The organism is Microbacterium sp. C23T (assembly GCF_053345975.1).
Genome location: NZ_JBKFBD010000032.1, coordinates 1 through 13,076, shown reverse-complemented (window position 1 = coordinate 13,076; position 13,076 = coordinate 1). Strand labels below are relative to the sequence as shown.

At 71.5% G+C, this 13,076-nt stretch carries 16 protein-coding genes; 8 read left to right on the top strand and 8 right to left on the bottom strand.

Features of this window, described 5'->3' with window-relative positions; translation table 11 throughout:
- Positions 1–42 precede the first annotated feature (42 nt).
- Positions 43–951, top strand: coding sequence for a LysR family transcriptional regulator (locus ACLBXX_RS16760; RefSeq protein ID WP_447658970.1), 909 nt, complete (start codon positions 43–45; stop codon positions 949–951).
- Positions 952–999: 48 nt separating this feature from the next.
- Here the strand turns inward: ACLBXX_RS16760 and ACLBXX_RS16755 are convergent, their stop codons facing one another.
- Positions 1,000–1,551, bottom strand: a complete 552-nt coding sequence (locus ACLBXX_RS16755; RefSeq protein WP_447658969.1) for a hypothetical protein — start codon at positions 1,549–1,551, stop codon at positions 1,000–1,002.
- A gap of 219 nt (positions 1,552–1,770) precedes the next feature.
- Here ACLBXX_RS16755 and ACLBXX_RS16750 point away from each other — a divergent pair, with 219 nt between their 5' ends.
- Entirely contained in the window at positions 1,771–3,723 is a 1,953-nt protein-coding gene (locus ACLBXX_RS16750) for a diguanylate cyclase domain-containing protein (RefSeq protein WP_447658968.1), read from the top strand.
- On the opposite strand, the gene ACLBXX_RS16745 is transcribed toward ACLBXX_RS16750, so the two are convergent.
- A complete protein-coding gene (locus tag ACLBXX_RS16745; RefSeq protein ID WP_387141037.1) occupies positions 3,715–4,017 on the bottom strand; it encodes a DUF7882 family protein in 303 nt (100 codons plus the stop codon). The genes ACLBXX_RS16750 and ACLBXX_RS16745 overlap by 9 nt on opposite strands.
- 42 nt (positions 4,018–4,059) lie before the next feature.
- On the opposite strand from ACLBXX_RS16745, the gene ACLBXX_RS16740 reads away from it, so the two are divergent.
- Positions 4,060–4,320 carry a hypothetical protein gene (locus ACLBXX_RS16740; RefSeq protein WP_387141040.1) on the top strand — a complete coding sequence of 87 codons (261 nt, stop codon included), beginning with the start codon at positions 4,060–4,062 and terminating at the stop codon, positions 4,318–4,320.
- 19 nt (positions 4,321–4,339) lie between these two features.
- On the opposite strand, the gene ACLBXX_RS16735 is transcribed toward ACLBXX_RS16740, so the two are convergent.
- Positions 4,340–5,128, bottom strand: coding sequence for an EAL domain-containing protein (locus ACLBXX_RS16735; protein WP_447658967.1), 789 nt, complete (start codon positions 5,126–5,128; stop codon positions 4,340–4,342).
- 133 nt (positions 5,129–5,261) lie between these two features.
- Between ACLBXX_RS16735 and ACLBXX_RS16730 the strand changes: the two genes are divergently transcribed.
- Positions 5,262–5,576, top strand: coding sequence for a DUF7882 family protein (locus ACLBXX_RS16730; RefSeq protein WP_387141046.1), 315 nt, complete (start codon positions 5,262–5,264; stop codon positions 5,574–5,576).
- 62 nt (positions 5,577–5,638) lie between these two features.
- Positions 5,639–5,944, top strand: coding sequence for a hypothetical protein (locus tag ACLBXX_RS16725; RefSeq protein WP_387141049.1), 306 nt, complete (start codon positions 5,639–5,641; stop codon positions 5,942–5,944).
- A 4-nt stretch (positions 5,945–5,948) separates the two neighbouring features.
- Here the strand turns inward: ACLBXX_RS16725 and ACLBXX_RS16720 are convergent, their stop codons facing one another.
- Entirely contained in the window at positions 5,949–6,509 is a 561-nt protein-coding gene (locus tag ACLBXX_RS16720) for a thioesterase family protein (RefSeq protein ID WP_447658966.1), read from the bottom strand.
- A gap of 255 nt (positions 6,510–6,764) precedes the next feature.
- Between ACLBXX_RS16720 and ACLBXX_RS16715 the strand changes: the two genes are divergently transcribed.
- Both ACLBXX_RS16715 and cofE read left to right on the top strand, forming a co-directional pair.
- A complete protein-coding gene (locus ACLBXX_RS16715; protein ID WP_056371891.1) occupies positions 6,765–7,271 on the top strand; it encodes a GNAT family N-acetyltransferase in 507 nt (168 codons plus the stop codon).
- 101 nt (positions 7,272–7,372) lie between these two features.
- Positions 7,373–8,179: a coenzyme F420-0:L-glutamate ligase gene (gene cofE, locus ACLBXX_RS16710; RefSeq protein ID WP_447658965.1), complete on the top strand. Its 807-nt coding sequence runs from the start codon at positions 7,373–7,375 to the stop codon at positions 8,177–8,179.
- A gap of 77 nt (positions 8,180–8,256) precedes the next feature.
- Here the strand turns inward: cofE and ACLBXX_RS16705 are convergent, their stop codons facing one another.
- From ACLBXX_RS16705 to ACLBXX_RS16695, 3 genes are read right to left on the bottom strand one after another with little or no spacing between them, the layout of a single operon-like run.
- The gene (locus ACLBXX_RS16705) at positions 8,257–9,111 is read right to left on the bottom strand and encodes a hypothetical protein (protein ID WP_447658964.1); all 855 of its coding nucleotides are present in this window, start codon (positions 9,109–9,111) and stop codon (positions 8,257–8,259) included.
- The gene (locus ACLBXX_RS16700; protein ID WP_310286093.1) at positions 9,108–9,818 is read right to left on the bottom strand and encodes a response regulator transcription factor; all 711 of its coding nucleotides are present in this window, start codon (positions 9,816–9,818) and stop codon (positions 9,108–9,110) included. The genes ACLBXX_RS16705 and ACLBXX_RS16700 overlap by 4 nt, the downstream gene beginning before the upstream one ends.
- Entirely contained in the window at positions 9,806–11,071 is a 1,266-nt protein-coding gene (locus ACLBXX_RS16695) for a histidine kinase (protein WP_447658963.1), read from the bottom strand. Before ACLBXX_RS16695 ends, ACLBXX_RS16700 begins: the two co-directional genes overlap by 13 nt.
- Before the next feature lie 128 nt (positions 11,072–11,199).
- Between ACLBXX_RS16695 and ACLBXX_RS16690 the strand changes: the two genes are divergently transcribed.
- Positions 11,200–11,880 (top strand): pentapeptide repeat-containing protein, encoded by a 681-nt coding sequence (locus ACLBXX_RS16690; RefSeq protein WP_447658962.1) that lies wholly within the window; start codon positions 11,200–11,202, stop codon positions 11,878–11,880.
- Between the two features lie 10 nt (positions 11,881–11,890).
- Here ACLBXX_RS16690 and ACLBXX_RS16685 read toward each other — a convergent pair.
- The coding region (locus ACLBXX_RS16685) for a cytochrome b/b6 domain-containing protein (protein ID WP_447658961.1) at positions 11,891–13,076 on the bottom strand (1,186 nt) is incomplete at its 5' end.

Below are 13,076 nucleotides of genomic sequence, written 5' to 3'. Positions count from 1 at the left end.
CATCTACGATCTATATCGTTCGGATTTCTCGATGGGATGCTGATGTTCGAGCTGCGTCGCCTCAGACTGCTCCACGAGCTCGCGCTGCGCGGCACGCTCGCCGCCGTCGCCGACGCGCTCTCGTACAGTCCGTCCACGATCTCGCAGCAGCTCGCGCAGCTCGAGAAGGAGGCCGGTGTCGCGCTGCTGGCGCCGGAAGGCCGGCGCGTGCGGCTCACCGAGCACGGTCGCGTCCTGGCGGCACACGCCGCGCGCGCGCTCGATCTCGACGAGCAGGCGCGCGGCGAGCTCGAATCGCTGCACCCGGGGCTCGCGCCGGTGAGGGTCGCGGTCATGCAGACCGCCGCGCTCGCCATCGTGCCCGCTGCGCTCGGACTGCTGTCGGAACGCGCACCCGATCTTCGCGTCGAGCTCGTCGAGATGCCCCCCGAGCTCGGGCTGTTCGAGCTCACGGCGCGCGGCGTCGACCTCGTGATCGCCGAGCAGTACCCCGGGCACACGCGGGCCCATGCACCGGGTCTCGAGCGCGACCCGCTCGGCACCGACCCGATCCATCTGGCCGTGTCATCCGCTGATCCCGCCCACTCGCTCGACGACCTGCGCGATCGCCCGTGGGTGATGGAGCCCGCCGGCACCGCCGCCCGCCTGTGGGCGGTGCAGCAGTGCCGCGCCGCAGGGTTCGAGCCCGACGTGCGGTACGAGCTGGCCGATCTGTCGGCCCACGCGCGCCTGGTTGCGGCCGGGCAGGCCGTCGCCGTGCTGCCCGACCTGCTGTGGGAGGGGTCGGCGGTCCCGGTGTCGCTGCTCGATCTCCCCGGTCGCCCCGCGCGCGAGATCTTCACCGCGCAGCGCACCGCGTCGCGGGCGCGCGCGGGCATCCTGGAGGTGCGGCGCGCCCTGCACGACGCGTTTCCGCTTCGGCGGACGGATGCTGCGCCCCCACGCACGTAGCGGGCCCGAGGGCCGCGCCGTGGCGGGGTCGCAGCATCCGTCTCCCGGTCAGGTGCGCTCGGTGTGCTCGTGCCGTTCGGGCGGAGTCGGCGGCCGCTCGTCCGTGTTCGCGCGGCGGTCGCGCTCGGTGCCCTCGAGCACCGTGTCTCGGTCGTCGCCGGAGTCGCCCGTATACGCAGCGACTGAGGGGGCAGCAGCGTTGCGGGCACCGGTGCCGTCGACGTAGGGGTCGACGTCGTCGGCCTTGCGCATCGCCTCCGCGTGCTGCTGACGCAGGTCCTCCGCTTCGGCGCGGTGGTCGTCGACGCGTCCGGCCCGGCGTTCGGCGTCCATCGACGCTTCGGCCGCCCGCGCCTTGGCGTCTTCCGCGGCCGCGGCTGCGGCTGCGGCGTCCGCGCGGGCACGTGCCGCCTCGGCCTCGTGCTGCCGGGCCTGCAGCTCGGTCTCGCGCGCGTCTTCGCGCATCTTCTCGGCGCGATCGTGCTGGTGCTCCCGGCGACGCTCGCGGCGCCCGCGCGCGGTCAGCAGCAGGGCGACGACGACGATCGCGAGCACGATGACGACGCCGACGATGATCCAGATCAGGGTGGTCGTATCCACGGCTCCTCCTTCTCCCTCCGACGCCGGCGGGGGTCGGCCGGCGCCACCACTGCCAGGCAACCTCCGCACGCGGCGAGCGGCAAACCCGTTGCGCGCGGGCGCTGGTTGCGCTACGTCCCCGCTGGACTGAGGATTCTTAGGTTTCGGATCCCCTCACGCATAGGATGAGGCTCTCGCCGACGCAGTTCCCCCCACCCGCCACGCTCCTAAGGACCCGCGTTGACCGATACGCCTGCCCTCGTCTTCGACGGAGATCGTCCCCGCGACGATGCCGAGACGCTCCGCCTCCAGGAATGCTCGCAGGAGCAGATCCGCACGATCGGACGCATCCAGGCGCACGGCGCCCTCTTCGGCATCGACGAGGCGACCGGAGTCGTGGTCGTGGCGAGCGAGAACGTCGAGCGCTGGCTCGGACGCGACCTCCGCGAGGCCGGCAGCGAGACGCTCTCCTGGGCGATCGGCCAGGGACTGGCCGTCGATCCGGTACGAGCGGAGTTCGACGGTTCGCTCTACGACGTCATCGCGCACCGCGGCACCGCGCCGCTCATCGTCGAGCTCGAGCCCGTCGTCCCGGAGCTCGAGTACGTCCGCACCGGAGTCGTCGGCGCGATACAGCGGCTGGCGGGGGTCACCGACCCCGACGAACTGCGGCAGCAGGCCGCCCGCGAGATCAAGGCCATCACCGGCTTCGACCGGGTCATGTGCTACGAGTTCCACGAGGACGGGCACGGCCAGGTCGTGGCCGACGAGCGCGAGCCCGACATGGAGCCGTACTTCGGACTCCATTTCCCCGCCTCCGACATCCCGGCGCAGGCGCGTGCGCTGTACATCGAGAAGCGCTCACGGGTGATCGCCGACACCGAGGACCCTGGCCTCGCCCTCCACACGCTCCTGCCGGAAGAAGCTCCCATCGATCTCGGCGGCACCGAGCTGCGCGCCGTGTCGCCGCACCACCTCGCGTTCATGCGGAACATGGGCCAGGCGGCGACCGTGTCGTTCGGCCTCGTCATCGAGGACCGCCTCGTGGGGATGTTCACGTGCGCGCACCGCACCCCACGGCGTATTCCGGTGCTCCTGCGCCGCGCCCTGGAAGTGATGGCGACCCAGGTCGTCACCCAGCTCGCCGCCGCTGAGCAGATCCGGCGCCTGCGCAGGCAGCTCGAGGCGCGCGAGCGGCGGATCGCCATCATCGCTCCGCTGTACGGGCGCGGCGACGTCGGCGCCGTCCTGATGAGCGGCGAGCGGACCGTGCTCGACGTGGTCCCCGCCGACGGCGCTCTGCTGCGGATGGGCGAGACGGTCCACACCGTGGGCGTCGTGCCGTCCCCTGCTCGCCTGTTCGCCGTGATCGACGAACTCGGCCCAGGACGGCTGCTGTGGGAGGCGCTCCCGATCGAACGGCCGGAGCTCGCGGTCGAGGTGCCGGGCGTCACCGGCCTGCTCATCGTGCCGCTCGGCGGCGACGGCGACACGCTCGTGTTCGTGCGCAGCGAGGTCTCGCGCACCGTCGACTGGCTCGGCGATCAGCGACCGGAGAACCGCGACACGCCGCTCTCCCCTCGCCGGTCGTTCTCCGCCTGGCGCGAGAGCGTCACGGGCCGGAGCCTCCCGTGGGGTGAGCACGCCCAGGACGCCTTCGACCTCGGCGAGGAGATCAGGTCGGCGATGGTCGCCCGAACCCAGGCGGAGCTCGCGGAGCTCGCGCTGCGCGATGCTCTCACGGGCCTCCACAACCGGCGTTTCCTCGACGACCGGCTCGACGAGCTGCTGCACGGCTCGGAGGCCGCCGTGGCCGTGGTCTTCCTCGACCTCGACGACTTCAAGCTCATCAACGACACGTACGGTCACGAGATGGGCGACGCCGTGCTGGCCGCGATCGGCCGCCGGCTGAGCGGCGTGGCGCGCGGTTCCGACATCGTCGTGCGGCTGGGCGGCGACGAGTTCGTGATCGTCTGCGTCAGCGCGGGCCCGGAGGAGGCCGCGGCGATCGCCGGGAGGGCGCTGGCGGCGATCACCGAGCCGATCACGGTGCGGGGCGTCGAGGTCGCCGTGGGCGCCTCCGCGGGCGTCGTGGCGGCCGAGCGCGGGATCTCTCCCGGAGGACTGCTGGACGCCGCGGACGCGGCGATGTACCGCGCGAAGCGCGACGGCGGCGGTCGGGTCTCAGCGTGACGGAAGGTCGGGCTCGGGGAGGACCCGGAGCCCGGACGACGAGTTCGCCGCGTCGATCAGATCCTGCAGCCAGAGCCGGTTGATCTCGGGCATCGGGCCCTCGTACTCGAACCGGAGCGTCGTCACCGGCGAGATCCAGACGGCCTGACGCAGCGATGTGTTGTCGTCGACGTGGGCGAACGACAGGTTCTCCCGACGCCGCAGCTTCGCCATGATGACCAGCTCGAGGTGAGCGAGGGTGCGATCGTCGATCGTGAAAGACGCCGGGGGTGCGCCGTAGTGAAGTATGCCCACGCGTCGATCCTACGGGCGGGTGGGCGCAGGTACGCTGGTGCGATGGCGATCGTGAACCGGCTCACCGTCGATGGACGCGACTACTTCCTGCCCGACCCCGTGTCGGAGCTGAAGACCAAGATCCTCGAGGCGATCAAGGCGGGGGGCGGCTACGTGAACATCCCGCCGCTGCGCGGAGGCCCGGGAGTCGACATCCTGTTCTCCCCCGGCATGCCGGTGACGTGGTCGCAGTTCGAGGTCGGCGAGGCGCCTGCGGCTCCCGTCGACGAACCCGACGACGAGCTCGCCGAATACGAGCTCTGACGCGAGTCGTTCGCGCCGGTCACACCGCCGCGAGCAGCGCGTCCATCTCCTCGGACGGCATCGGAAGCCCCCACAGGTAGCCCTGCCCGAGGTCGCAGCCGCGATCGCGGGAGCGCTGGAGGTCCGCGAAGGTCTCGATGCCCTCGGCGACCACCCGCCAGCCGTGCTGGGCGCTGCTGGCGACCACGGCGGCGACGGCGTCATGGGCTTCGGCGTCGGTGCGTTGCGTGAGTGATCGGTCGATCTTGACCTCGTCGATCGGCAGCGCTTCCAGCATGCCCACGGTGGTGTTTCCGCCGGCGTAGTCGTCCACCGAGATCGCGATGCCCACGGACTGCAATGCCTGCATCGCGGTGATCATCTCGGGGCGCAGTTGAGGCGTCGGCGCTTCCGTGATCTCGACCGTCATCCCCGCCGGGTCGACGCCGAGCCGGTCCAGCCGCGCGACGATGGTGTCGGCATACCGCCTCGAGAAATGCGCCGGAGAGGCGTTCACCGAGAGCCCGAGCGGATGACCCGACTCTCGCCACCGCGTCACCTGTTCCGTCGCCCGTTCGAAGACCTGCAGATCGACCTCATCGAGGAATCGCCCCTCCTCTGCCAGCGGAATGAACGTGTCGGGGGGTACGGCGCCGAGAAGCGCATGGTTCCAACGGCAGAGCGCCTCGACGGCGACGGGATCCGTGGGTGCCGTGGCATCGGCGGGACCAGCCGGGTCCAGGTCGTACTGAGGCTGGAACGCGATCCACAGCTCGCCGCCGGAGAGCGCGGCACGCAGGTCACGAGTGAGCTGGGGAGGACGAACCATGCCACCAGCGTCGAGGACGTTCGCATCCAGGCGCAACACCGGACACGGGCGCGGAATCTGCGTATACTACGCCGCATCGCCCGCGCGACCGGATCGGGTACCGTCCCCTGTCGCGGGGGCTAAGGTGGGGGCGATGGGCACGCTCACCTACGACACCCGCGTCACGACGTCGATCGACGATCGGATTCTCGCGCATCTGCAGGCGGTCATCTGGGCCAAGCTGCGACGCGGCGAGTCGTTCCCGTTCACCTGGAGCGACCCCACCCGCGCCGGCCTCGGACGCACGTCGGTGTGGCTGAGCCCGAACGTCTCGCTGGCGTTCGAGTACTTCGGCGGGCGTCAGCCGCGCCTCAACCCGGCGTGGGTGGAGGCTCTCACCAAGGCGGCGAACTCGCCCGCGGGCCTCACGATCGTGCCCGAGCCCGACGAACCCACCCCGACGCGATAGACGCAGCCGAGCGCATCTGTCAAGACCCACAGCGATGGATGACGCGTCCTTAGCGTGGAGGCATGACACAGCACTCCGAAGTCTGGGCCGGTGAGATCCATTGGACGACCCCCGAGCGCGGCGCGTGGACAGCCGACCGCTCCGGACGCCAGGTCGGTGAGGTGAAGCGGGACGAGCGGGGCTATGTCGCGACGCGCGGACGCCGGACGATCGGCCGGTACCACTCCCTCGACGCGGCGCTCGATGCCGTCGACCACCGCACGTGGACCCGCTTCGAGCCCGGCCGCTTCTGGACGGTGCTCCTCGCGACCATCAACGTCGGCATCCTCGCTGCCGTGTCACTGATCGCCAGCGTCGTCTTCCGCTGATCTTTCAGCTCCAGACGCTGGGAGCCTCCGCACGGGTGGGAGGAAGGGCGGATGCTGCAGCCCACTCGTGCACCCACGCATCCACTTCCGGAACACCCTCGGGGCGGCCGATCGCGGCGAAGAGCTCCTCGTGCGAGAGCGTTCCCCCGGAGCGCTTCATCATGCGGGCGCGAATGATCGCGCGGGCGTACACCTCGCCGCCGACCACCGCGCGATGCTCGAGATAGACGGCCTTGTCGTCGTGCCCGATCATGCGCGACTCGACGTCGAACTTCTGCCACAGATTGAGCGACTTGCGGAAGGTCACCGTCTCGCTCGAGACGACGGCGTACCAGCCGTAGGTCTTCATGACGTCCCACAGGCCGGTGCGCACGAGCAGATCCCACCGGCCGAGGTCGAACAGCGAGAGGTAGCGGCCGTTGTTCATGTGACGCAGCAGGTCGATGTCGGTGAGCAGCGTCGTGAGCCGGATCCGGCTGATCTCGTTCGGACCGAGTCGTCCGCCGCGCCGCAGCCTGCGCCGCGCGGTCACCATCACGATCAGGGTCCGCCACATCACGTTCACGAGGTGCGATCGTAGCGATCCTCGACGACTCCGCCGATTCGGTTGTCGAATCCCGACAGCTTCACCCCGGCGCCCGCACTGATCGGTGCGCCGTGAGATTCGGAGATCCCGCCGAATTCGGATGCTGCGGATGAATCGGCCCGATTCCGGCGGGATCTCCGACAATCGCCGGGCCGCTGCATCCTTTTGTCAACCCTCGTTCACCCGGCGTTACCCCGATTTCGGGTCTCGCGCCGACGCGCGTAGAGTCTGGCCATGGAAGCCGAAACCCAGACCGACATCGTCGTCCGTCCGGTGCGTGACGTCGACGCGGAGGCCCTCGGGCGCGTCCACGCGACCGCCTGGCACGAGACGTACGACCACCTCATCAGCAAGGCCGCCCTCGAGGCCGTCTCGCCAAAGCGCCTCGCCGAGCTCTGGACCCACTGGGCCGTCCAGGGTCCCGAGTTCAAGATGTTCGCCGCCCTCGTGAACGGCGACATCGTCGGATTCGCCGGCTCCGGCCCCGCCCGCGACAAGGACGCCCCGCGTTTCCGCGAGCTGTACTTCATCTACCTGCTCGACGCCCACCACGGCACCGGCATCGGCCAGAAGCTCTTCGACGCGGTCGTCGAGCCGGCCGAGGGCCTGTACCTGTGGGTCGCCGACGACAACCCCCGCGCGCACCGCTTCTACACGCGCAACGGCTTCGCCCTCGACGGCGCGACGCACACCGAGCCCTTCCTCGGCGAGACCCTCACCGAGGTGCGCTTCGTGCGCTGATCCCCGCTGTCCCGAGGGGGCGTGTCCGGTTCGCCGGGCGCGCCCCCTCGGCGTTTCCGGCGTCGGAGCCGGAGCGCCCGCGCATCCGGAAGACTGGACCCATGCCGCCTCGCACCGCGCTCACCGTCTGGCCCCTCGAGGGCATCCCCGAGATCGAGGCCGGCACCGACCTCGTCGATGTCATCGCCCGCGCGGCGGGCGACGAGCTCGCGGACGGCGACATCCTCGTGGTGACGTCGAAGATCGTGTCGAAGGCCGAAGGGCGCTTCGTCGTCGCCGACGACCGCGAAGACGCGATCACGTCCGAGACCGTGCGGGTCGTGGCATCCCGCACCACCCCCAACGGCTCCACGACGCGCATCGTCGAGAACCGCCTCGGCATGGTCTCGGCCGCGGCCGGCGTCGACGCGTCCAACACCCCCGAGGGCACGGTGCTGCTGCTGCCCGTCGACCCCGACGCGTCCGCGCGGGCGATCGCCGCGGGCCTGCGGGAGCGCCTCGGCGCCCAGGTCGGCGTCATCGTCTCCGATACGCTCGGCCGCGCCTGGCGGGAGGGCCAGACCGACCACGCGATCGGCGCGGGCGGCGTGCACGTCTTCGAGGACCTCCGCGGGGGCACGGATGCCGAGGGCCGCCCGCTGGTCGTCACGATGCCGTGCGCCGGGGACGAGCTCGCGGCGGCGGCGGACCTCGTCAAGGGCAAGGCGACGCGGCGCCCCGTCGCCGTGGTGCGCGGCCGCGCCGACCTCGTGGGCCCCCTGGATCTTCCCGGCGCCCGCTCGATCGTGCGCCCGCTCGAGAAGGACATGTTCCGCCTCGGCGCCGACGAGGCCTACGCCGAGGGATTCACCGCCGGCCTCGCCCGTGGCCGCGACGCCGAGGCGGAGGCGTTCAGCTCCGGCCCCTGACCCACGGTTCCCGGCCGCACAAGACCGACCCGCCGTCGCAGAGCCGCGACGACGGGCCGGAAGGGGGATCCGAGTGGTCAGCTCCCGGACTTGAGCACCGCCTGGCCCGCCGAGACCTGCACGTCGATCGTGTGGGATGCGCCGGGCGTGGAGCCGATGTTGTTGTCGAACTGGCCGGCCGAGACCTCCGAGCGCACGTCGTACTCGCCCTCGGGCACCGTGAGCCGCAGCGAACCGGCGCTCACGTCGAGCTCGATCGCGTCCGGCGCGGTGCCGGTCAGGGTCGCGTCGAGCGAGCCCGCGCTCACGGTGAGGTCCGCCTCGCGCACCCCGTCCAGCTCGAGGGTGCCGCGCCCGGCGCTGACGTCCGCGCTGAGCGAGTCCGCCGAGCCTGTCACGTTGAACGAGCCGGCCGCGAGCGAGAGGTCCAGCTCGCCGAACTCGCCGTCCGTCACGAACTCGCCGGCCGCGAGCGAGATGTCGGCGTCCAGTCCTTCCAGCGACGCAGGCAGCCGCAGCACGGCATCCGCTCCCCCGTCGCCGAACCATCCGCGCCAGCCGAACCAGTCGCGGTCGGGCGACGAGACCTGCAGCGTGTCACCGTCGCGCTCGAGGCGCCAGTCGCCGGCGCCCCACGAGCTCGTCACCTCGAGCTCGGCCTCCCGGACATCGGAGAACTCGACGCGCAGCGTTCCGGCGGCGGCGTCGACGTCGAGCTCCTCGACGCCGGCGGCGTCGGCCGTGCGGGTCGAGGTGTGGACCGCTGCCGAGGCGATGGTCCCGACAGCGGCCGAGATCCCCGCGCCGAGGAGCACGATGCCGCCCAGCACGATCACGACGATCGCGACGGCGCGCGATCCACCGGAGGAGGGGCGCGGCGGTTCGACGGGGCTGTCGGGCACCACGGGAGGAGGGGTCAGGGTCGTGCTCATCGGTTCGTTCCTGTCTGCGGCCCGCGGCCGCTCGGTGTCGTCGGAGCCGGCGGCGTCGGGCCGCCGTGCTCGAGGTGGGCGATCGCGGCGAGCACGCGCCGGTTGCCCGATTCGTCGGGTTCGAGGTCCAGCTTCTGGAAGACCGCGGTGATGTGCTTCTCGACGCTGCCCTCGGTGACGTGCAGCGTCTTGGCGATGGCCTGGTTGGAGCGCCCCTCTGCGATGAGCGCGAGCACGGAGGCCTCGCGTTCGGTGAGGCGCAGCATCCGTTCGTCCCTCGTCCTGCGGCTGAGCAGCTGCGCCACCACTTCGGGGTCGAGCACCGTGGCACCGGCCGCGATGCGCTCGATCGCCTCGAGGAAGTCGGTGACGTCGGCCACGCGATCCTTGAGGAGGTAGCCGAGGGCTCCGCCGCTGGACGAGATGAGGTCGGCGGCGTAGCGCTCCTCGACGTACTGCGAGAGCACGAGCACCGCGAGCTGGGGCAGGCGCGCCCGCAGCGACAGGGCCGCGCGGATGCCCTCGTCCACCCACGTCGGCGGCAGCCGCACGTCGAGGATGCAGAGGTCGGGCGCCGTCTCATCGACGGTCTCGTCGAGCCGCGACGCGTCGGGGAGGGCGGCGACCACCTCGTGGCCGGAGTCTTCGAGCACCCGCACCAGGCCGGCGCGCAGCAGCGCCGAGTCCTCGCAGATCAGGATGCGCACGGGATGCTCACCTCCACGCTCGTCGGCCCGCCGGCGGGGCTGTCGATGCGCGCCTCGCCGCCGGCCGCGAGGACGCGGTTGACGATGCCGTCGAGGCCTCCGCCGGGGATGACCCGCGCGCCGCCGACGCCGTTGTCCTCGACGCGGGCCCACAGCGTGCCGGGCTCGCGCAGTCGCGCGACCACGCGCACCTCGGTCGCGCGCGAGTGCTTGGCGGCGTTGGTGAGGGCCTCGGCGATCACGAAGTACGCAGCGGCCTCGGTGTCACGGCTGCACCGGCCGTCGAGGCGGACGTCGGTGTGCACCGGCACGACCGAGCGGGCGATGAGCGCCGAGATGGCGGCGTCGAGACCGCGATCGTCGAGGACGGAGGTGTGGATGCCTCGGGCCAGCTGCCGCAGTTCGGTGATGGCCGCCTTCGTCGAGGTGTGCGCCTCGGTGATGAGGGCCTTGGCGGCCTCAGGGTCGGCGTCGATCTTCTGCTGCGCGAGCCCGAGCGTCATACCGACGGACACGAGCCGCGGCTGGACGCCGTCGTGGAGGTCGCGCTCGATGCGCGTGCGCTCGACGTCGGCGGCGCGCACCGCGCCGGCGTGCTGCTGGCTCGACATGCGGGCCGCGGCGGCGAGCTGGGCCTCGCGCGAGGGGACCATGATCGCCCGCGCGATGATGCCGTGGAGCACGCCGAGGCCGATGAGCGCGGCGGCCGAGAAGAGCGCCGCGAAGATGCCCACGGGGACCGCCCAGGCGAGCGGCACCTCGATGCCGGTACGCGCGAGCCGCACGGCGCTCGCGTCGGCGAACAGCGGCGCGAACACGAGGGCGACGCCCGAGACCAGGAGTCCGGCGAGGGCCACGACGACCCAACCGAGGATCGTCGCGATCGCGAGGTTCGCGATCGCGCGCCACGTGCCGGGGTCGATGGCCTGCATCCAGATCGTGCGCAGGAGCCCGCCGAAGCCGGGCCGGCCGCTGGTCCGCGGACGCAGCCGCGGAAGCCCGAACCGGTACAGACCGTCGACGCGCTCGGTCTCGAGCCAGCCGAGCGCGAAGAGCACGTAGACGAGGCCGACGAGGAGGACGAGGCCGATGCCGATCACGAACACCAGGCCGATGCCGACGCCGAGCAGTGTGAAGAGGAGGGAGAAGGCCGCGGCGCCGATCACGCCGAGGGCCGCGAGCTGCGCGATGGCGCCCGCCACCTGGGCGGGCCGCGTCACCGGGCGGACGGGAGGAGAGTCCGAGGAGGTCATGTCACCAAAGTTAGGCGCGCACGCCGCGTCGCGCGCCCGAGGCACCCGGAGACTTCTCTTCGGGTTATCCCCCCTCTCCGGATGCTCTGCGAGGTGCGGCGTCGGCGGGACGGGCTAAGGTTGCCGCGATGCCAGCTGCCAGATCCCGCAAGACCCAGGGCACCCAGCCGCCCACCTTCGACTTCGACGAATCGTCGCTGGGCGCACTCGATCCCGGCGACGACGAGATGCTCGACTCCGGGCGCCTCGACGGCGTCGCGTACGCGGGCATCGCCCGCGACACGTGGCAGCTCGAGTCCGGCGCCACCGTCGAGGCGTGCCGCTTCGACGGCCTCGACCTCGGAACGTGGGCGCTCCGCGGTGCCCACCTCGTCGAGTCCGTCTTCGCCGGCGCCAACGTGCCCGCGGTCTCGGCCGCACGCGGCGGCTGGCGCGATGTCGAGCTCCGCGACAGCCGGTTCGGCTCCGTCGAGGCCTACGACGTGGCCTGGCGCGGCATCCGATTCACTCGCTGCAAGCTCAGCTACGTGAACCTCCGCGGGGCAGAGCTGCTCGACGTCGCCTTCGTCGACTGCACCATCGACGAGATGGACCTGCTGGATGCCTCGGCCCGCCGCGTCGCGTTCGACGGCGCCCGCATCGGCACGCTGAACGCCAGCGGGGCGCGACTGACAGACGTCGACCTGCGCGGGGCCGACGTGGGTCAGGTCGTCGGGATGGAGGGCCTCCGCGGCGCGACCATCTCGCCCGAGCAGCTGCAGCTCATGGCGTCGGCCCTCGCCGACCTCGCCGGCATCGTCGTCGAGTAGTCCGGTCGCGTCAGCGGCCGGAGACCTTGCCGAACAGGCGGGCGATCGGCGCGAGCACGAGCGGCCGCGCGGCCACCCACGCGATTGCGATCACAGCGAGCGACAGGGCGAAGAACCAGAACCCGGTCCAGTTGTCGGCGTACGCGTTCGGGTCGACCGAGCCCTTCGCCGCGTACATGTGGTTGAGGTTGCGCAGCGCTCCGGTCGCGAACACCAGGAACACGTGCACCGCGATGAACACGACGAAGTAGAGCATCACCGGGAAGTGCACGGCGCGCGCCCACTCCACCGGGTACGCCTTGTTCAGCCCGGCCGCGTTCTTCGGCCAGACATGGCTCATCCGCACGCCGGTCGCGATCGCCAGAGGTGCGGCGAGGAACACCGTCGCGAAGTACGCGAGCTGCTGCAGCGAGTTGTAGTTCACCCAGCCGTTCTCGGTCGGCCAGTCCAGCGACACGTACTGCAGGCCCGCCGAGATCGCGTTGGGGAACACCTCCCACGACGTGGGCACGATCTTCATCCACTGGCCGGTCACGAACAGCAGCACCACGAAGATCACGCCGTTGACGATCCACAGGATGTCGAGCGACTGGTGGAACCACAGGTTCAGGCTCATCTTGCGCCGGCCGTTGCTGCGCGGCGACCAGAACACCGTCGGGCGCTTCTCGGTGCGCACCTGCAGACCGGTGCGGATGATCAGCACCATCAGGAACACGTTGAAGAAGTGCTGCCACCCGAGCCAGGCTGGGACGCCCACCGGCGCTCCCTCCGGCAGGTGGTACTCGCCCGGGTAGGCCGCGAGGAAGTCCACGCCCCACTGCGTCGAGAGCAGCCAGCGCACCGCGAACACGGCCATGCCCGCGGCGTAGAGGAGTCCCGCGCCGCCGACGATCACCGCGCCGGCCCACTGGCCTCGCGTGAACGGTCCGATCCGCTTCGGCTCCGCCTTGGCCGCGGGGTGGGTCGTGGCGGTGGCCCCGGCCCAGACCGTGCGACGGAACGGCAGCGGCTGCGTCAGCGGGACGCCGGTCGCGGTGCTCGGCGCGGCGGGGGCGACGGTCTCGACGGGAACGGTCCCCACGCCCCCTCCGGACGCCGCTGGCGCGTCGCCCGGAGCCTCCGGGCGCGTGGGCCCAGCTGCCACCTCGGCAGCTGCAACGGCCGGCGCCTCCGCAGCCTGCGGGGCTGCAGCATCC